A 17,220-nucleotide genomic window follows, 5' to 3' on the forward strand; every position below is an offset into this window, starting at 1 on the left:
CACGAGCCACCACACACGCCACACATGCGCGGCCGGGGGGGGAACCGAGCCGTGCGGGGAGAAAGAGGGAAACGCATGAGCAGCAACGGACGTCACCTGCGCGGCGCCGTGATCGCCGGAGCCGTGGCGACCACGCTGGCCCTGGCACCGGCCGCCGCCGCACAGGCGCCCGCAGGGGCGCCGACGGCGGCCGCGGCGACCACTCTGGTCTTCGACAAGAACCAGGGCCACCCCACCAACTCGCGGCTCTCCGTCTACCGGGGCGGGACGCTCTGGGCCACCTACCGGGCCGGATCGGGTCTCGGCATCAAGGACGACTGCGTGCGCGGCAGGGGCTGGATGCCGAACGGCAACTGGAAGATCAAGCTCAAGTCCCGTACCTACAACGGCAGGGTCATCAAGGGCCACGCCGTCCACCTGCAGGACATGAAGTGCTCCCAAGGCACGCTGACGCGTACGGAGATGTTCATCCACTCCGAGATGAACCGCGACGGCGGCCAGGGCGGCAGCGAACCCCGCCGCTGGGACGGCGCCGGAGACTACAGGTCCAACGGCTGCGTGAAGCTGAACCCCAACGACATCAAGAAGATGTTCCGGCTCCTCGACCGCATCGGCTGGCCGACCCACCTGCGCGTGGTGTCCTGACGCCGCGGCGAGAGGGGGAGCCACTCCGCCGCTGCTGTCGGCGGGGCCTGTGGGATATGTGATCCGCGCGGCCGCGGCAGCCCTGAGCGGGCCTGCCGCGGCCGCGCGGCCATGTGACGACAGGGCACTTCAGCGCTCCTCGCGCGGCAGCCGCAGCGCCAGGCCGTCCAGGACGACCTCCAGGCCGTAGGCGAACTTCATGTCGCGCAGAGCGGCGGGGTCGGTGGTCGCTTCCTCGACCTCCGCGTGCGGAAAGGCCAGGTGGGTGTGGTCTGCCGCGGCCCGCTGTGCCGCGGGCATCAGCCGGGCGACGAAGTCTGCCTCGGTCTCGCCGGACCGGGCGACCGTGGTGAGCCAGGCGGCCTCCGCGTTGCTCATGCCCATGACGTACGAGAAGACCGTCTCGATCGCCCGGCTCGGCTCGGGGAATCCCGCCGCGGTGAACAGGGCGGCGAGTCGCTCGGAGAAGTCCATGTAGTTGGGCCCCAGGTAGGCGAGCCCCGCCTGCCCCAGCACCAGGGTCAGCCAGGGATGCCGTAGCGCGGTCGTACGGAACGACCCGGCCGCCTCGGTCACCGCCGCGCGCCAGTCGGGGCTGTCGGCCGGCGGGACGTGGATCTCGGCGGCGACCTCGTCCACCGCGAGTTCCATCAGCTCGTCCTTGGTGGCGACGTGCCGGTACAGCGAGGTCGCCCCCGCGTTCAGGCGGGCGCCGAGCTTGCGCATGCTGAGCGCCTCGATCCCCTCGGCGTCGAGCATCGCGATCGCCTCGCGGACGATCGCGTCCCGGCTGAGCGCGGGCTGGTCCGTGCGGCGCTGCTCGCGGGCCCACACCGACGGGATCGGGTTCTTGTCCGTCGTCCTGCTCCTGCTCATCGGCGCTCCTCCAGGCCTCCGTGCGAACGGCGTGCGCAATCAGCGTACAGACATCAAGGCTTGCGCACACTGTTCCAGCTTGCGTACAGTGTTCGCATCGAAGGAACGGTGTTCGCAGGAGGGGAAGAGGAATGGACGCTCGCAATCCACGCCGCTGGTGGATCCTGATCGTGCTGTGCCTGAGCACACTCGTGCTGGTCGTCGACAACATGGCACTCACGGTCGCGGTGCCCGCGCTGACCGAGGACCTCGGGGCGAGCGCCCAGGACATGCAGTGGATCCTCGACTCCTACACCCTGGTCTTCGCCGGGCTGCTGCTGACCTCGGGAAGCCTCGGGGACCGGTTCGGGCGCCGCAAGGTGATGCTGATCGGGCTGCTGCTCTTCGGGGCGGCCTCGCTGGGGGCGGTGTTCTGCTCCACTCCGGGTGAGCTGATCGCGGTGCGGATCGCGATGGGTGTCGGCGGGGCGCTGATCATGCCGTCCACGCTGTCCATCCTCATCACCGTCTTCGACGAGGACGAGCGGCCCAAGGCGATGGCCGCGTGGGGCTCGGTGTCGATGCTGGGGCTGGTCGGCAGCCCGGTCCTCGGCGGGGTGCTGATCGACCACTTCGCCTGGCAGGCGATCTTCCTGATCAACGTGCCGATCGTCGGTCTCGCCCTGCTCGCCGGTGTGCTGCTGATGCCGGAGTCGAAGGCGCCGTGGCAGAAGCCGGACCCGCTGGGCGCGGTGCTGTCGGCGGTGGGCATGACGGCGCTGGTGTGGTGGATCATCGAGATCCCGCAGCACGGCGCGTTCGAAGGCCGCTCCCTCCTCGTCCTGGCCGTCGCGGTGGTCGCCCTGGCCGGCTTCGTGATCTGGCAGAACGTCACCCGCGCCCCGATGGTCCCGCTGGCCCTCTTCAAGCACCGCAACTTCAGCGGCGGCTCGCTCTCCCTGGCCCTCGTCCAGATCGGCAACGCCGGCCTGCTGCTGGTCCTGACCCAGTACCTCCAGTTCGTGCTCGGCTGGTCGGCCGTCAAGGCGGGCCTGGCCTTCCTGCCGCTGGCCGTGGCCGCGCTGGCCGGCAACGCGGCCGGGGCGCAGCTCGCCGTGAGGTTCGGCAACCGGTTCGTCATCCTCGGCGGAATGCTGCTGATGGCCGCCTCGTTCGGGCTGCTGACCACGCTCACCGCCGACAGCGGCTTCACCGTCCCGGCCGTGGCGCTGGGGATCCTGGGTCTGGGCGCCGGTCTGGCGATGCCGGCCGCGGTGGCCGCGCTGATGGGCACCATCCCGGAGGAGAAGGCGGGTGTCGGCTCCGCCCTCAACGACACCATCCAGCAGTCCGGCACCGCCCTCGGCATCGCGATCCTCGGCTCCCTGCTCTCCGGCGGCTACGCCGACGAGATGCCGGCCGGCACCCCCGAGCAGGCCAAGGAGTCCATCGGTGGCGCCCTGGCCGTCGCCGGCGGGGACACGGGCCTGGTGCGGGCGGCCCGCGAGGCCTTCACCGCCTCGATGTCGACGACCTTCACGATCAGCGCGGTCGGTGTCCTGGCGGCGGCGGTCGTCGCCACGCTGGTGATGCGGGACCGCAAGCCGGAGCCCGCCGGGACCGGGACCAGGACCGGGACCGGGGAGCGTGAACTGGTCGCCTGACCTGGACGTACCAAGGCCGGCACCCCGACGCGGGGTGTCGGCCTTCCGCCATGCCGGTGTCCCGTGGTTCGCCGCGCCGCCCCCTGGGAATGCCCTCACGGTTTTCTCTGTTACGAGGTGGCAGAAAGTTCAACGCTCAACTAAAGTGGTCGTACACGAGGAGGAACCGACATGCCTGCAGTGACCGTCGAGAACCCGTTGACGCTGCCCCGCGTGACCGCGTCGACCGACGCCGTGGCACGTCCCGTGCTCGCCGTCACGACCGCCCCGAGCGGTTTCGAAGGTGAGGGCTTCCCGGTGCGCCGGGCGTTCGCGGGGATCAACTACCGCCATCTCGACCCGTTCATCATGATGGACCAGATGGGCGAGGTGGAGTACGCGCCGGGCGAGCCCAAGGGCACTCCCTGGCACCCGCACCGCGGCTTCGAGACCGTCACGTACATCATCGACGGGATCTTCGACCACCAGGACAGCCAGGGTGGCGGTGGCACCATCACCAACGGCGACACTCAGTGGATGACGGCCGGCTCGGGCCTGCTGCACATCGAGGCGCCACCGGAGCATCTCGTCATGTCCGGCGGGCTCTTCCACGGCCTCCAGCTCTGGGTGAACCTCCCGGCCAAGGACAAGATGATGGCGCCGAGGTACCAGGACATCCGCGGCGGCTCGGTCCAGTTGCTCTCCACCCCCGACGGCGGCGCGCTCCTGCGGGTCATCGCCGGTGAGCTGGACGGGCACGCGGGCCCCGGCATCACGCACACCCCGATCACGATGATCCACGCGACGCTGGCACCGGGCGCGGAGCTCACCCTGCCGTGGCGCGAGGACTTCAACGGGCTGGCGTACGTTCTGGCCGGCCGGGGCAGCGTCGGCGTCGACCGCCGCCCGGTCCACACGGGCCAGACAGCCGTCTTCGGCGCGGGCTCGTCGCTGACCGTCCGCGCGGACGAGAAGCAGGACTCGAACACGCCGGACATGGAGGTCGTCCTGCTCGGCGGACAGCCGATCCGTGAGCCGATGGCGCACTACGGCCCGTTCGTGATGAACACCCGTGAGGAACTCCAGCAGGCGTTCGATGACTTCCAGAAGGGACGGCTGGGAACCATCCCGGCCGTGCATGGAATGTCCGAGGGCGGCTTGTAGAGCCGCTGGGACGGGTACGGTACGACGAGGCCCGAAGCCGCAAATTCGGGTTGCGGCTTCGGGCCTTTCCTATCCTCGGTGCCTGGCTACGGCAGCACGTAGAACGGAGCGCCGTTCGGGGCACGGCCCACCTGCCGTACGCATTCCTGCTCGGACAGCAGCTCCAGGCTGTCGTGGACACGGTCGGGCGACAGCCCGGTGCAGACGGAGATCTCCTCCACGCTGTATCCGGCGCCGCCGTGCAGCAGTGCCGGGGCCAGGTGTGCGGCCACCGCGTGGACGTCCTCGGTGACGACGAGGTTCCTGGCCTTCCAGTTGGCCAGAAGCTGCTGGGGCGTCAACTCGGGTGCCTGGACGGGGCGGGTGCGGTCGTCGGGGCGGCGCAGCGTCTTGGTGATGTCGCGGAGCATCTCGACGATCGTGTTCTGCTTGTCGTCGATCTGCCGCAGCGCCGCGTCTGTCCGGGTGCCGCGCTCCTCGAGCCGGACGAGGGCGTCGGCGAGCTGCGAGGGTACGGCGTAGGCGGTGGGGGTGGTGGGGGCGGCAGGCTGTACGGGGCCGGTTCCAGGGAGTAGGAGCCGTCGCGCTGGATGGTGGCGATGACTTCGGAGACCCAGGCCTTGAAGGGCTGCGCCTCCGGCTTCGAGCAGCCGTTGACCAAGCGGATCAGACCTTGGAGATCGATGACATTCATGTCTCGTCGCCACTCCCGACCTGCGGGAACGCTGAGAGAGTGACCTCCAGTCACTGTCTCAAGAATCTCTCGGTGCTTTTCGGGGACATGGTCGAGGAGCGCCTTTCGGGGAGTGGTGTACCCCAGCTCCTTGCAGACGTCGACGGCCGGAAACCAGTGCGTCCCGTCCGGCATCGTGAGCCTCCGCACCCGCGCCCCTGTGGCCGCGTACACGAAGTCGTTGATGTCGATCGCGTCTTTACGCGTGTTGTTCTGCTCGTTCATCGAGCATCACCTCCGCGTCGGAACGTAGACCTGCGGAGGTGCAACTCGCGTCGACAGCAAGGATGTTCACCCGGACGTGGACAGAAGCGTCGATTCTGTCGACCGCGTCAGCCCTTCACGCCTTCGATGAACGCCGACCACGCGGCGGTGCCGAAGAGCAGCGCCGGGCCGGTGGGGTTCTTGCTGTCGCGGACGGGGGTGAGGCCCGGGTGGCCGTCGGCCACCTCCAGGCAACTGCCGTTGTCGCCGCCGCTGTGGCTGGACTTGCGCCAGGCGATGAGGGCCGACGCGTCAGGAATGTGGTGGGCGCTCATGGTTGTCGTAGCCCTCCGCCACCGATTCGATCAGGTTGAGGGACGCCTCCGGTGGCAGCGCGGCGGCCCTGGTCAGATCGTATGCGTCGCGGTAACGGCGGACCAGGGACGGATCGTCGGTCAGCGAACCGGTGTGCAGCGCCTCCACATACGCCATGTCAGGCGCGTCGGCGAAACGCATGAGGCTCACCATGCCTTGCGGTGTTCCCGCACCACCGCCGCACCCGTGTCGCCGGCGGCCGCCGGAGCCGCGCTGCCGGGCGGGGAGGCGGATGGGGATGCGGGCGGGCCGGACGTGGCCGACGCCGGTGCGGTCGTGGTGCCCGTGGCCGCGGTCGCGGTGCTCGTGCCCGTTGGCGCGTCGGCACTCGACGTGACCTGCGTGCCCGGCCCGGCCCCCGTGCCGCCGGTGTCGCCCTGACCGCCGAGCCATTGGTAAGCGACCACGCCGCTCGCGGCCACCAGTGCGATGGCCACGGTGGCGGGGCCCTTGTACGAGAGGCGCCCCAGTTTGACCTGAGTGGAGGGGTCGCGTTGGCCGCCGCCTTCGTACGACACCGAGAAGGAGGACCTCTTGCCCCGGTCCTCCCGGGATGCGGACTTGCCCATGCGACTTCCCTAAGAATCTTGCCTGCGGCGGTCGGAATGCGGCCAGGGCACTCATCGTGCAGGCGGTGCGGTGGACGTCGCCGTCACTCACCCGGCGGTCACGCGAAAGGGTGCATTGGTGTCATCGGGTTGACGGTGGTGCGACCCAGGGGCGCGGGAAACTGCGCGACCGGCCCCGACGGAGCCGCACCCGGCGCAACACGGAGCCGCACCCGGCACAACACAGGCACCCACGCGGCGCGGAGCGGTGCCGCTACGGCGTCCAGGAGCCGTCGCCCGGGCCGTCCATGGACTCGTGGAGCTCGAACCAGATGCTCTTGCCCACGCCGCGCGGGTCGACGCCCCAGGCGTGCGCGAGCAGTTCGATCAGCACCAGGCCGCGGCCGGAGGAGGCCAGTTCCCCAGGCCGGCGCTTGTGGGGCAGGTCGTCACCGGCGTCGGTGACCTCGATCCGCAGCCGCCGCTCACCCACCCCGCCGGTGATCTCCGCGACGAGCAGCGCGTCGGAGTCGGTGTGCACGAGGACGTTCGTCAGCAGCTCGGACAGCAGCAGCACCGCCGAGTCGCACTGGTCCGGCGAGGACCAGTCGTGCAGCAGGTCGCGCAGTTGCTGCCGGGCCACCGCGACCCGCTCGGACTCGGCCTGCGCGACCGTCAGCACCGTGCGCCGCACCGGCGGCCGGACGGTCATGGTGTCGCCGCAGCCACAGCCCTCGCCCTCCCGGCTGAGCAGCAGCATGGCGATGTCGTCCTCGCGGCGGTCGGTCAGCGGGCCGGTGGTGTGGTGCGAGGACGGACCGTGCACGGCCTGCACCAGGGTGTCGGCCAGTTCCTCGAGATCGCCCTCGTGGTCCTCCAGGATCGCCCGCAGCCGGCGCCAGCCGGTGTCCAGGTCGTGCCCGCCGGTCTCGATCAGGCCGTCCGTGCAGATCAGCATGGTCTCGCCGGGCTCCAGGGCGAGGCGGGTCGTGGGGTAGTCGGCGTCCGGGTCGATGCCCAGCGGCAGGCCGCCGGACGTCGGCCGGGTCAGTACCGTGCCGTCGGACATCCGGAACGCCGGGTCCGGATGCCCGGCGCGGGCGATGTCCAGCACCCCGCTCGCCGGGTCGACCTCGACGTACACACAGGTCGCGAAGCGCGGGTCGGCGGGGTCCTCGTCGCTGATGCCGTGCAGGAAGCGGGAGGCGCGGGAGAGAACGGCGTCGGGGCGGTGGCCCTCGGAGGCATAGGCCCGCAGGGCGATGCGGAGCTGGCCCATCAGACCCGCGGCCCGTACGTCATGGCCCTGGACGTCGCCGATGACCAGCGCGAACCGTTCGCTCGGCAGCGGGATCACGTCGTACCAGTCGCCGCCGACCTGGAGCCCGCCGCCGGTCGGCACGTAGCGGGCGGCGACGCTCATGCCCGGGATGCGCTGCGGGCCGAGTCTCGGCAGCATGGTGCGCTGCAGCCCGTCGGTCAGCGCCCGCTCGCTCTCCGCCAGTCCCGCCCGGGTCAGGGCCTGCGCCAGCATCCGCGCCACGGTCGCCAGCACGGACCGCTCGTCCGGTGTGAACGCCACCGGGTAGGCGAACGCGGCCATCCACGCGCCCATCGTGCGGCCCGCCACGGTCAGCGGCAGGAACGCCCAGGAGTGGCGGCCGAAGCGCTCGGCGAGCGGCCAGGTCAGCGGGTAGCGGGCCTGGTACTGCTCGGGGGAGGACAGATACACCGCCCGGCCGGTCCGTACCACCTCGGCGGCCGGATAGTCGGTGTCCAGCGGCATGTCCGAGAACGGGCTCTCGTCGCTCTGCTGCTGTCCGTGGTGGCCGATGAGCGTCAGGCGGTCGCCCGAGACGCCGAAGACCGCCAGCCCGTCCGGCGAGAACCCGGGCATCGACAGATTGGCCGTGACCCGAAGGACCTCCTGCGTGGAGCGTGCCTCGGCCAGTGCCCGGCCCGCGTCCAGCAGGAACGCCTCCCGTGAGCGCCGCCAGTCGCCGGTGACCGCGCTGCGTCCGGCCGGGGTGCCCGGCGTCGGCTCGGTGACCTCCTGGAGGGTGCCGATCAGCCGGTACGACTTGTGGACCCGGTCGAAGGAAGGCTTGGAGCGGCTGCGGACCACCCGGACGATCCGGCCCTGGTCGTCCATGACCCGGACCCGCACCTCGGCGAGGGTCCCCTCGGCGACGGCGAGCTGGACCACGCCGGTGATCTCGTTCCAGTCGACCGGGTGCAGCCGGGCCCGGGCCTGGGCCTCCGTGAGGCTGACCTCCTCGGAGGGCAGCCCGAGCAGCCGTGCCGCCTCGGCGTCGACCGTGACCAGCCCTGTTGCGGTGTCCCAATGCCAGAGGCCGGTCGCGAGGGCGGCAAGAGCCTCCCCCACGGCGGGCAACGGCTCGCCAGTGCGCATTGCCCTACTTTAGGAAGACGCGCTCGAACAGTGCCACCGAGGGGCGACACGTGCGCGACCGGTGTCGTGGTGCGTGCGATCGCCGCCTGTGGAGAACTCAGGAGAGTCGATCTTCGCCTGCCCGGTACGCTGGGGACGAGTTTCACGTGAAACACAGACCCCGATCAGCGAAGACTGGATGAACGACGATGCATCGGTACAGGTCCCACACCTGCGGCGAGCTCCGCGCCTCTGACGTCGGCACCGACGTCCGGCTGAGTGGCTGGCTGCACAATCGGCGCGACCTGGGCGGCATCCTCTTCATCGATCTGCGCGATCACTACGGCATCACGCAGCTCGTGGCCCGTCCCGGCACCCCCGCCTACGAGGCCCTCGACAAGCTGTCCAAGGAGTCGACCGTCCGCGTCGACGGCAAGGTCGTCTCCCGCGGCGCCGAGAACATCAACCCCGAGCTGCCCACCGGTGAGGTCGAGGTCGAGGTCGGCGAGGTCGAACTGCTCGGCGCGGCCGCCCCGCTGCCCTTCACGATCAACGCCGAGGACGGCGTCAACGAGGAACGGCGCCTGGAGTACCGCTTCCTGGACCTGCGCCGCGAGCGCATGCACCGCAACATCATGCTGCGCACGGCGGTCATCTCGGCGATCCGGCACAAGATGACGGCGCTCGGCTTCAACGAGATGGCGACGCCCATCCTGTCCGCGACCTCCCCCGAGGGCGCCCGCGACTTCGTCGTGCCGTCCCGTCTGCACCCGGGCAAGTTCTACGCCCTGCCGCAGGCCCCCCAGCAGTTCAAGCAGCTGCTGATGATCTCCGGCTTCGACCGCTACTTCCAGATCGCGCCCTGCTTCCGTGACGAGGACGCGCGTGCGGACCGCTCGCCGGGCGAGTTCTACCAGCTCGACGTCGAGATGAGCTTCGTCGAGCAGGAGGACGTCTTCCAGCCCGTCGAGAAGCTGATGACCGAGCTGTTCGAGGAGTTCGGCAACGGGCGCCACGTCACCTCGCCGTTCCCGCGGATCCCGTTCCGCGAGGCGATGCTCAAGTACGGCTCGGACAAGCCGGACCTGCGCGCCCAGCTCGAACTCGTCGACATCACCGACATCTTCGAGGGCTCGGAGTTCAAGGCGTTCGCCGGCAAGCACGTCCGCGCCCTGCCGGTGCCGGACGTCTCCGCGCAGCCCCGCAAGTTCTTCGACCAGCTCGGCGACTACGCCGTCTCGCAGGGCGCCAAGGGCCTGGCCTGGGTCCGTGTCGCCGAGGACGGCTCGCTGTCCGGCCCGATCGCGAAGTTCCTCACCGAGGAGAACGTCGCCGAGCTGACCAAGCGCCTGTCCCTCGCCGCCGGCCACGCCGTGTTCTTCGGCGCGGGCGAGTTCGACGAGGTCTCCAAGATCATGGGCGCGGTGCGGGTCGAGGCCGCCAAGCGTGCCGGGCACTTCGAGGAGAACGTCTTCCGGTTCTGCTGGATCGTCGACTTCCCGATGTACGAGAAGGACGAGGAGACCGGCGCGATCGACTTCTCGCACAACCCGTTCTCCATGCCGCAGGGCGGCCTGGAGGCCCTGGAGACCCAGGACCCGCTGGACATCCTCGGCTGGCAGTACGACATCGTCTGCAACGGCGTCGAGCTGTCCTCCGGCGCGATCCGGAACCACGAGCCGGAGATCATGCTCAAGGCCTTCGAGATCGCCGGGTACGACCGCGACACCGTCGAGGAGAAGTTCGCCGGCATGCTGCGCGCCTTCCGCTTCGGCGCCCCGCCGCACGGCGGCATCGCCCCCGGCGTCGACCGCATCGTCATGCTCCTCGCCGACGAGCCGAACATCCGCGAGACCATCGCCTTCCCGCTCAACGGCAACGCCCAGGACCTGATGATGGGCGCGCCGACCGAGCTGGAGGAGGCGCGGCTGAAGGAGCTGCACCTGTCGGTGCGCAAGCCGCAGCCGAAGTAGGCGCGGACGTGAGAGTGGCCCGGAACCGGCGTCGGTTCCGGGCCACTGTCGTACGCGGGGCTACGCGGTGAGGTGGCGGTCCAGGTCGGCGACGACCTTCTCGGCCGCCATCACACCGAGGCCGAGGTACCAGGTCTCGTCCGGGACGTCGTGGGCGTGCCCGGACTTGACCGCCTTCAGGTTCTTCCACAGCGGATTGCCCTGGGCCTTGGACTTGTCGGTGGCCTTGGGGTCGCCGTAGACGCCGGTGAAGATGTAGTCGGCGTCCGCCTGGTCGATGTTCTCGGCGCTGACCTCGGCGGCGAGGTCGTCGATGTCCTGGTTCTTCGGGCGCGGGATGCCGGCGTCCTTCAGGATCGTGCCGATGAACGAGGCGTTGGCGTAGAGGCGGATCACGCCGTCCGGCATGAAGCGGACCATGGAGACGGACGGCTTCTTCGCGCCGAGCTTCTCGTCGAGGGCGTCGATCTTCTCGTCGTAGGCGGCGAGCTTCGCCTTGGCCTCGGCCGTCTTGTCCAGGGCGGCGGCGTTGAGGAGGTAGTTCTCCTTCCAGGTGAAGCCGGGGCGCAGGGAGAAGACGGTCGGGGCGATCTGCGACAGCTCGTCGTACTTGTCGGCGGCGCGCAGCTGGCTGCCGAGGATCAGGTCGGGCTTGAGCGCGGCGATGGCCTCGAGGTTGAGGTTGTTGATGGTGCCGACGTTCTCGGGCTTGCCCGCCTTGCTCTTCAGGTACGAGGGGAGTTCGGGGGAGCCCTCGGTCGGGGCGAGGCCGACCGGCTTGATGCCGAGGGAGACGACGTTGTCGAGCTCGCCGACGTCGAGGACGACGACGCGCTCGGGCCGGGCCTCGATCTCGGTCTCGCCCATGGCGTGCTTGACGGTGCGGGGCCACTGCCCGGGCTTGGCGTCCGTGCCCATGGCCGCGGTCTTCTTCGCGGCGTCGGCGAACTCCTTCCCGCCCTGGGCGACGGCCTTCTTGTCCCCGGCTCCGGCGGAGGCCTTCCCGGACGGTTCCTCGCCGGAGGAGCCGCCGCATGCCGTCAGGGACAGCGCGGCGGCCAGGGCGAGAGCGACAGCGGTGGCGCCGCGGCTGCTGACGGACATGGAGACTCCTGAACCTCGGTGGAACTTAGGCGAGCCTTACTTTAAGCGAATCCTGTAGGCCGGACGTATCCGGACTGTGTGGATCCGGTCACCTTTGAGCCCGGCTCCTAACAATCAGCCACATCAGGTAGGGAGCACCCACGACGGCGGTGAACACGCCGACCGGCAGTTCCAGCGGGGACAGGAGCCGACGGGCCATCAGGTCCGCCACGACGACGATCAGCGCGCCCGTGAGGGCCGAGCACACCGGCGGGATGTGCGGGGTGCGGGTGAGCCGGCGCGCGATCTGCGGGGCGAGCAGTGCCACGAAGTCCACCGGCCCGGCCGCGCCGGTGGCCGCGGAGGCGAGCACCACCCCGAGCACGCTGAGCCCGAGCCGGACCCGGCCGAGCCGGATCCCGAGGGCGACGGCCGTGTCGTCGCCGAAGTCCGCACCGCGCTGGGCCCGGGCCGCCCACACCAGGAAGGGCAGGAGCAGCAGCAGGATGGTCGCGAGCGGCGCGGCCTGGTCGTAGCCGCGGCCGTTGAGGGACCCGGTCAGCCACACCTTCGCCTGCTGGGCGACCAGGTAGTCCCCCTTGGTCACGAACAGCCGGGTCAGCGAGGCCAGCGCCACGGAGATGCCGATGCCGATGAGCACGAAACGGTTGGCGTGCAGGCCGCCGCGCCAGGCCAGGACATAGACCAGCAGGGCCGCGCCGAGCCCGCCGGCCACCGACACGTACGGCAGGGCCGCGTAGGAGGTGACGCCGAAGGTCATCGCGGCGACCGTGGCCGCGCCCGCCCCGTGCGTCACACCGATGACGTCGGGACTGGCCAGCGGATTGCGGGCCACGGTCTGGATCAGCCCGCCGGCCAGGCCGAACGCGGCGCCCACCAGCAGTCCGGTCACCAGCCGCGGCAGCCGCAGGGTGCCCACCACCAGCTCGTTGGGGCTGGGCAGCCCCAGCAGCACCCGGACGACCTCGCCCGGCGAGACGTACGCCTGGCCCAGGCACAGCGAGGCGACCACGGTGACCGCCAGCAGCACGGTCAGCACGGCCGCCACCACGGCGGCCCTGCGGTGCAGCAGCACACTGCACCGCCCGGCCCGCAGCACGGCGTACCCGGCGGGGCGGGCGGCCACCGGAGGCGGTGACTCCACGGTCCCGGTCATACGGCGGGCACCGCCTTCCGTCGCACCAGGAAGACCAGGAACGGCACACCGGCCAGCGCGGTCATCACGGCCACCGGCACCTCCGAGGGGCGTACGACGATCCGGCCGAGGACGTCCGCGAGCAGCAGCATCACCGGCCCGAGCAGGGCGGCGAGCGGCAGCAGCCAGCGGTGCGCGGGGCCGACCAGGGCGCGGGCGATGTGCGGGACGGCGAGGCCGGTGAAGGCGATGGGGCCCGCGGCGGCGACCGCGGCACCGGTCAGCAGGGTCGCGGACAGGGCGCCGGTCGCGCGCAGCAGCGGCACGTTGCGGCCGAGGCCGTGGGCGACGTCGTCGCCGAGGGCGAGCGCGTCGAGGCCCCGGGCCAGGGCGAACGCCAGCAGCAGCCCGACGGTGAGGAAGGGCCAGACCTGCCCCGCGATCGTCAGGTCCCGTCCGCTGATCGATCCGACGTCCCAGAACCGGAACTCGTCCAGGGCGCGGGCGTCGGTCGTGACGATGCCGGAGACGACGGAGGCGAGGAAGGCGTTCATCGCCGCGCCCGCCAGCGCCAGCTTCACGGGCGAGGCGCCGCCGCGTCCGCTGCCCGCGACGGCGTAGATGGCGACGGCCGCGAGTCCCGCGCCGGCGAAGGCGTACCAGACGTAGCCGCTGAGCGTGTGCACGCCGAAGAAGGTGATGGCGCAGACGACGCCGACCGAGGCGCCCTGGCTGATGCCGAGGATGCCGGGTTCGGCGATGGGGTTGCGGGTGATGCCCTGGAGAACCGTTCCGGCGATGGCGAGCGCGGCGCCCACCAGCACGCCGATGACCGTCCTCGGCACCCGCAGGGACCGTACGACCTGCGCGCTCTCGCTCTGCCCGCCGTGCACCAGCGCGTCCCACACGGCCCCCGGGGCGACCGGGCGGCTGCCGATGGCGAGGCTGAGCAGGACGGCGAGCAGCAACAGGAGCAGGGCGGCGGCCGTCCAGCCGACGCGTCGGCGAGTGACTGCTGACATGCACCTTCTCCGGGGGAACCACGCCTGGCGCGGGTTCGGCCGAGGCTGCACCAGCGTAAGCGGTGTCGTACTCACGACCGACCGGTCCTCTTTCGGCTACTTGCAGGACACGACGGGGAGCACGAACGGAGGGCTGTACACGCTGTCGGCGGCGTCGGTCCTGGCGGTGCTGGGGGTGGCGTTCGTACGGCACACCAAGAGGGGCGAGCGGGCCGGGTCCGGCGGGAAGGCGGCGATGGCAGGGGAACCGGTCGCGGGGGAGGCGCGCTGAACCGAGCGACTCGGGGCCCGAGTTCCGGTGAGGACTCGGGCCGTCGGCGAACAGGTCTCGCTCCGGTGCTTGCGCCTCGCCGGTGAGGAGCCTCTCAACCGCTCAGCTGCGCCTCCCCGGGAGTCGTGGGCCTCAGCGGACGGTAGCCCCCAGGTAGTCGAGGGCGGCGCGGGCGAACCCCGATGCGGTACGCGGGCACTGCCAGCGGGCGAGGATCTCGGGCCCGGAGAGGTTCGCGGGTTCGGCCTCCTGGTCTTCGATTTCATCCAGGTAGTCCTCGGGAAGCAGGTCCTCGGGAAGCAGGTCGTCGAGGGCCTGGTTCACCGGTGAACTCAGCACCTCAAGGTCGGCGGGAAGGCGCTCGAGCACATCGTCCACTTCGGCCTCGTACGGATGCCAGCCGTGCGCGCATGCCTTGCCGTCGTCACCGTGCGCGACCCGGCTCAGTACGGCGACGACCTTGTCCTCGACTCCCGGGCCGGGGTTGCCGAAGGCCACGTAGGGGGCGAGCGTGAGCAGACCCAGCGTCCAGAACAGCACGGGATCGCCCTCCGACCCCGGCAACGTCGCGTCGAGCCGGCGGGCGCAGCCTCGCACCGTCTCGTCCTTGTCCCCAGCGTGGTAGCCCTGCCGGAGTTCGTCCCAACTGTTGAAAAAGAGGCGCCAGTCGTCGGGCACAGGTATGACCGTCGACATGCCTTCGTGCTCCCCCCGCGAGGTGGTTCCGGCTCCGCGGCCATTGGATCACACGGGCATGCGCCGTCACCCCTCGCTCACGAAGCACCGGACCGAGCATCAGGGCCGCAGCAGTCCGCCCACCCACCAGTCGTGCGGCTTGCCATCGTTGGCGATGCCGCGACTGCGCAGTGTCCCTTCGACGGTGAAGCCGAGTTTCTCGGCGACGGCACGCGAGCCGGTGTTCCCGACCATGGCCCACCACTCGATGCGGTGGACGTCGAGCGTCTCCCAGCCCCAGTCACACAGGGCCCTGGCGGCCTCCACCGAGTACCCGTGTCCACGCTGTTCCTTGACCGCCCAGTAACCGAGCTCCCAGACGCCACGGCTGACGAGGGTCAGGCAGTACGAGCCGACCAGGGCGCCGGTGTCCTTGCGGAACGCGCCGAGGGTGTAGTCCTTGTCCTCAGCCCACTGAGCGGGCAGCTTCTCGCAGACGAGCTTCTCCGCGTCCGCACGCCGGTACGGCACCGGCACCGGGGTGTAGAACTGGATGTCCTCGTCCTGGCAGGCTTCGTACACCGCATCCACGTCGGCAGGTGTGAAGGCCCGCAGCACCAGACGGTCGGTATCGAGCGTCACTGGATCCATCACGGCAGTATGACCACCATCAACTAGCGGCGACCATCGAATATCCCGACCGAGCACCACCCACCTGACAGGTCCTCCGCCGTGGTGGCCATCAAGGAGCGGTCGAACCAGAGAGTGAGGGTGCCGGGGTCGGTGCAGGTGTTTCGAGGCCGGGAAAAACGGTCCGGGGCTACCCCGCCACGAACTGGGTCAGGATCGCCTGGACCTCGTAGATGTCGACGCCCTTGGTGAAGGTCTTCTCGATGGGGGTCGGGGTGCCGGAGATCCAGATCTTCAGCTCGGCGTCGAGGTCGAACGTGCCGGCCGTTTCCACCGCGAAGTGGGTGATGCTGCGGTAGGGGACGGAGTGGTACTCGGTCTTCTTGCCGGTGATGCCCTGCTCAGTTCCTCCGGTGTGTCCACCGTGATGGCCCGGTCGAGGCAGCGAGTGAGGATGTCCGGGTCCGGACACAGGTGGAGGGGGCGGAAGACCTCCTTGGGTACCGCTATGTCACGCACCTCCAAGAGCCGTAGGACCGCTGCGGCCCACGCCGCCGTTATCCGGCGGTGTACCCCCGGACCCATTCCTCGTCCTCGTGTTCGTCATCGGGCCGCTTGTCCACCTGGGCCCGGATGCGGGCCATGTCCCGAAGAGAGAGGGAGCCCTGTTGTCGCAGTTTCTCCAGCCCGGAACGGAAATCGCCGACTACTCGCTCCGGCGGAATGCCCAGGCCCATGCATGTCAGGGTGAACCGGAGTAGGTCGTGTAGTTCCGGTGTGGTGTCCAGATCGTCGTTCATGATCGCCCCGTGGGTCAGGTTTCGGCCCGGTCTTCGGCGGGCCCCGCGTCCTCGGCGAAGAGCTCGGCGACGCTCTCCACGTGGGGCGTCCGGTCCAGCCAGCGGTTGAGGAGGTCGAGGTCGGTGCAGTCGGCGATGCGGTCGCGGGCCTCCTGGGGGACGGAGACGCCCCGCGCTTCGAGGAAGCGGAGGATGGCCTTGGCTTCGCCCTTGGCTTCGCCCTCGAGGTAGGCCTTCTCCATCACTGTGCCACGGCCGGGGAAGTAGTTGACGAACGTCACGATGTCCCTCCATTTGTCTCCGGCGGGGGTGTCCCCCAACGCCGAGTCGAGAAACTGAAAGAAGTAGCTGGCGGCGTTCCAGTCCATCCCTGCGAGGGCACGGCCCAGTGCGTCCAGTATGGCGTCGATGTGGGGGCTGTTGGCGTGAGCCAGAGCTGAGAACACGGCCATCGCCGGCTTCTCCGCCGCGGTTCTCGGATCGGTGATCACCGGGAGGTCGTCCGGTCCGACGACCAAGGGGTACGTCATCTGGGCGGTCCAGCCACGCGTGCCACAGGAGAAGGGGCCGGTCGCCCACTTGGTCGTGGCCCGGTCGCGGCAGACGACGAGCAGGAGAACTGGCAGGCCGTACTTCGCCTGGAGGTAGGAGATGTAGTAGGGCCAGCTCGATTCCTTCTTGGTGTCCCTTCTCTCCTGCGCCTCGACGGCGAGGAGGAAGTCCTCCCCGTCGGACGGGCCGATACGCAGCACCGTGTCGATGTGGCGCACCAGAGGTCTGGCTTCCGTCACGTCGGTGCCGATCGCGTAGACGGCCGCCTTCTCGGGGAACGCGATGCCCAGCACCCCGAAGACCGGGGAAAGGATCTCAGGCCGCTCCTGGAAGATCCGGTGCATGCCTTCATGGGCTGATGTGACCATGTGGCTATGTAAGAGAGCAGAAGGCCGTACTCTCCGGCGGACGGGAAGGCGTTCACTCTTTCGAGGACGGAAGAAACGTTCGCGCCCTGCCCCCGGTGAGAATCGGGGGCAGGGCGCGTTGCCGTACGGGT

At 70.1% G+C, this 17,220-nt stretch carries 17 protein-coding genes and 2 pseudogenes; 5 read left to right on the top strand and 14 right to left on the bottom strand.

Features of this window, described 5'->3' with window-relative positions:
* Positions 1-75 precede the first annotated feature (75 nt).
* A complete protein-coding gene (locus IE97_RS0125655) occupies positions 76-645 on the top strand; it encodes a L,D-transpeptidase family protein (protein ID WP_030245084.1) in 570 nt (189 codons plus the stop codon).
* A 129-nt stretch (positions 646-774) separates the two neighbouring features.
* Here the strand turns inward: IE97_RS0125655 and IE97_RS0125660 are convergent, their stop codons facing one another.
* Positions 775-1,521, bottom strand: coding sequence for a TetR/AcrR family transcriptional regulator C-terminal domain-containing protein (locus IE97_RS0125660; RefSeq protein WP_030245085.1), 747 nt, complete (start codon positions 1,519-1,521; stop codon positions 775-777).
* 131 nt (positions 1,522-1,652) lie between these two features.
* On the opposite strand from IE97_RS0125660, the gene IE97_RS0125665 reads away from it, so the two are divergent.
* Together IE97_RS0125665 and IE97_RS0125670 are read left to right on the top strand one after the other, a co-directional pair.
* Positions 1,653-3,164 carry an MFS transporter gene (locus tag IE97_RS0125665; RefSeq protein WP_037844786.1) on the top strand — a complete coding sequence of 504 codons (1,512 nt, stop codon included), beginning with the start codon at positions 1,653-1,655 and terminating at the stop codon, positions 3,162-3,164.
* 171 nt (positions 3,165-3,335) lie between these two features.
* Positions 3,336-4,307: a pirin family protein gene (locus IE97_RS0125670; RefSeq protein WP_030245088.1), complete on the top strand. Its 972-nt coding sequence runs from the start codon at positions 3,336-3,338 to the stop codon at positions 4,305-4,307.
* 86 nt (positions 4,308-4,393) lie between these two features.
* Here the strand turns inward: IE97_RS0125670 and IE97_RS40750 are convergent.
* The 5 genes and pseudogenes from IE97_RS40750 to IE97_RS0125700 form a co-directional block, all read right to left on the bottom strand.
* A pseudogene (locus tag IE97_RS40750) lies at positions 4,394-5,265 on the bottom strand (Bro-N domain-containing protein).
* 107 nt (positions 5,266-5,372) lie between these two features.
* The gene (locus tag IE97_RS0125685) at positions 5,373-5,579 is read right to left on the bottom strand and encodes a DUF397 domain-containing protein (protein WP_030245092.1); all 207 of its coding nucleotides are present in this window, start codon (positions 5,577-5,579) and stop codon (positions 5,373-5,375) included.
* Complete coding sequence (locus IE97_RS0125690; protein ID WP_158708328.1) at positions 5,557-5,760, bottom strand: Scr1 family TA system antitoxin-like transcriptional regulator; 204 nt, start codon at positions 5,758-5,760, stop codon at positions 5,557-5,559. Before IE97_RS0125690 ends, IE97_RS0125685 begins: the two co-directional genes overlap by 23 nt.
* 5 nt (positions 5,761-5,765) lie before the next feature.
* Positions 5,766-6,188 carry a hypothetical protein gene (locus tag IE97_RS0125695; RefSeq protein ID WP_030245098.1) on the bottom strand — a complete coding sequence of 141 codons (423 nt, stop codon included), beginning with the start codon at positions 6,186-6,188 and terminating at the stop codon, positions 5,766-5,768.
* Between the two features lie 253 nt (positions 6,189-6,441).
* A complete protein-coding gene (locus IE97_RS0125700; protein WP_030245100.1) occupies positions 6,442-8,580 on the bottom strand; it encodes a SpoIIE family protein phosphatase in 2,139 nt (712 codons plus the stop codon).
* A gap of 188 nt (positions 8,581-8,768) precedes the next feature.
* Here IE97_RS0125700 and aspS point away from each other — a divergent pair, with 188 nt between their 5' ends.
* Positions 8,769-10,532, top strand: a complete 1,764-nt coding sequence (gene aspS, locus IE97_RS0125705; RefSeq protein ID WP_030245103.1) for an aspartate--tRNA ligase — start codon at positions 8,769-8,771, stop codon at positions 10,530-10,532.
* Positions 10,533-10,592: 60 nt separating this feature from the next.
* Here aspS and IE97_RS0125710 read toward each other — a convergent pair whose 3' ends face one another.
* The 3 genes from IE97_RS0125710 to IE97_RS0125720 form a co-directional block, all read right to left on the bottom strand.
* The gene (locus tag IE97_RS0125710; protein WP_030245109.1) at positions 10,593-11,636 is read right to left on the bottom strand and encodes an ABC transporter substrate-binding protein; all 1,044 of its coding nucleotides are present in this window, start codon (positions 11,634-11,636) and stop codon (positions 10,593-10,595) included.
* A gap of 88 nt (positions 11,637-11,724) precedes the next feature.
* Positions 11,725-12,792 (bottom strand): FecCD family ABC transporter permease, encoded by a 1,068-nt coding sequence (locus IE97_RS0125715; RefSeq protein WP_051705100.1) that lies wholly within the window; start codon positions 12,790-12,792, stop codon positions 11,725-11,727.
* Positions 12,789-13,793 (bottom strand): FecCD family ABC transporter permease, encoded by a 1,005-nt coding sequence (locus IE97_RS0125720; RefSeq protein ID WP_030245116.1) that lies wholly within the window; start codon positions 13,791-13,793, stop codon positions 12,789-12,791. The genes IE97_RS0125715 and IE97_RS0125720 overlap by 4 nt, the downstream gene beginning before the upstream one ends.
* 100 nt (positions 13,794-13,893) lie before the next feature.
* Between IE97_RS0125720 and IE97_RS0125725 the strand changes: the two genes are divergently transcribed.
* A complete protein-coding gene (locus IE97_RS0125725) occupies positions 13,894-14,064 on the top strand; it encodes a hypothetical protein (protein ID WP_234331856.1) in 171 nt (56 codons plus the stop codon).
* Between the two features lie 132 nt (positions 14,065-14,196).
* On the opposite strand, the gene IE97_RS39380 is transcribed toward IE97_RS0125725, so the two are convergent.
* From IE97_RS39380 to IE97_RS0125750, 5 genes and pseudogenes are all read right to left on the bottom strand, one after another.
* Complete coding sequence (locus IE97_RS39380; RefSeq protein WP_051705101.1) at positions 14,197-14,760, bottom strand: hypothetical protein; 564 nt, start codon at positions 14,758-14,760, stop codon at positions 14,197-14,199.
* Between the two features lie 99 nt (positions 14,761-14,859).
* A complete protein-coding gene (locus tag IE97_RS0125735) occupies positions 14,860-15,390 on the bottom strand; it encodes a GNAT family N-acetyltransferase (RefSeq protein ID WP_030245120.1) in 531 nt (176 codons plus the stop codon).
* 169 nt (positions 15,391-15,559) lie between these two features.
* A pseudogene (locus IE97_RS0125740) lies at positions 15,560-15,772 on the bottom strand (PH domain-containing protein); the annotation flags it as partial.
* Between the two features lie 154 nt (positions 15,773-15,926).
* Positions 15,927-16,106: a hypothetical protein gene (locus IE97_RS0125745; protein ID WP_158708329.1), complete on the bottom strand. Its 180-nt coding sequence runs from the start codon at positions 16,104-16,106 to the stop codon at positions 15,927-15,929.
* A 77-nt stretch (positions 16,107-16,183) separates the two neighbouring features.
* Positions 16,184-17,089 carry a hypothetical protein gene (locus tag IE97_RS0125750; protein WP_030245134.1) on the bottom strand — a complete coding sequence of 302 codons (906 nt, stop codon included), beginning with the start codon at positions 17,087-17,089 and terminating at the stop codon, positions 16,184-16,186.
* Positions 17,090-17,220 lie beyond the last annotated feature (131 nt).

Source organism: Streptomyces sp. NRRL S-455 (assembly GCF_000717875.1).
In the GTDB taxonomy this organism is placed as follows: Bacteria; Actinomycetota; Actinomycetes; order Streptomycetales; family Streptomycetaceae; genus Streptomyces.

What these genes read in the sequence shown, in the direction of transcription:
- IE97_RS0125655 (WP_030245084.1), top strand. Translation starts at nt 76, where the DNA reads ATGAGCAGCAACGGACGTCACCTGCGCGGCGCCGTGATCGCCGGAGCC.
- IE97_RS0125660 (WP_030245085.1), bottom strand. Translation starts at nt 1,521, where the DNA reads ATGAGCAGGAGCAGGACGACGGACAAGAACCCGATCCCGTCGGTGTGG.
- IE97_RS0125665 (WP_037844786.1), top strand. Translation starts at nt 1,653, where the DNA reads ATGGACGCTCGCAATCCACGCCGCTGGTGGATCCTGATCGTGCTGTGC.
- IE97_RS0125670 (WP_030245088.1), top strand. Translation starts at nt 3,336, where the DNA reads ATGCCTGCAGTGACCGTCGAGAACCCGTTGACGCTGCCCCGCGTGACC.
- IE97_RS0125685 (WP_030245092.1), bottom strand. Translation starts at nt 5,579, where the DNA reads ATGAGCGCCCACCACATTCCTGACGCGTCGGCCCTCATCGCCTGGCGC.
- IE97_RS0125690 (WP_158708328.1), bottom strand. Translation starts at nt 5,760, where the DNA reads ATGCGTTTCGCCGACGCGCCTGACATGGCGTATGTGGAGGCGCTGCAC.
- IE97_RS0125695 (WP_030245098.1), bottom strand. Translation starts at nt 6,188, where the DNA reads ATGGGCAAGTCCGCATCCCGGGAGGACCGGGGCAAGAGGTCCTCCTTC.
- IE97_RS0125700 (WP_030245100.1), bottom strand. Translation starts at nt 8,580, where the DNA reads ATGCGCACTGGCGAGCCGTTGCCCGCCGTGGGGGAGGCTCTTGCCGCC.
- aspS (WP_030245103.1), top strand. Translation starts at nt 8,769, where the DNA reads ATGCATCGGTACAGGTCCCACACCTGCGGCGAGCTCCGCGCCTCTGAC.
- IE97_RS0125710 (WP_030245109.1), bottom strand. Translation starts at nt 11,636, where the DNA reads ATGTCCGTCAGCAGCCGCGGCGCCACCGCTGTCGCTCTCGCCCTGGCC.
- IE97_RS0125715 (WP_051705100.1), bottom strand. Translation starts at nt 12,792, where the DNA reads ATGACCGGGACCGTGGAGTCACCGCCTCCGGTGGCCGCCCGCCCCGCC.
- IE97_RS0125720 (WP_030245116.1), bottom strand. Translation starts at nt 13,793, where the DNA reads ATGTCAGCAGTCACTCGCCGACGCGTCGGCTGGACGGCCGCCGCCCTG.
- IE97_RS39380 (WP_051705101.1), bottom strand. Translation starts at nt 14,760, where the DNA reads ATGTCGACGGTCATACCTGTGCCCGACGACTGGCGCCTCTTTTTCAAC.
- IE97_RS0125735 (WP_030245120.1), bottom strand. Translation starts at nt 15,390, where the DNA reads ATGGATCCAGTGACGCTCGATACCGACCGTCTGGTGCTGCGGGCCTTC.
- IE97_RS0125745 (WP_158708329.1), bottom strand. Translation starts at nt 16,106, where the DNA reads ATGGGCCTGGGCATTCCGCCGGAGCGAGTAGTCGGCGATTTCCGTTCC.
- IE97_RS0125750 (WP_030245134.1), bottom strand. Translation starts at nt 17,089, where the DNA reads ATGGTCACATCAGCCCATGAAGGCATGCACCGGATCTTCCAGGAGCGG.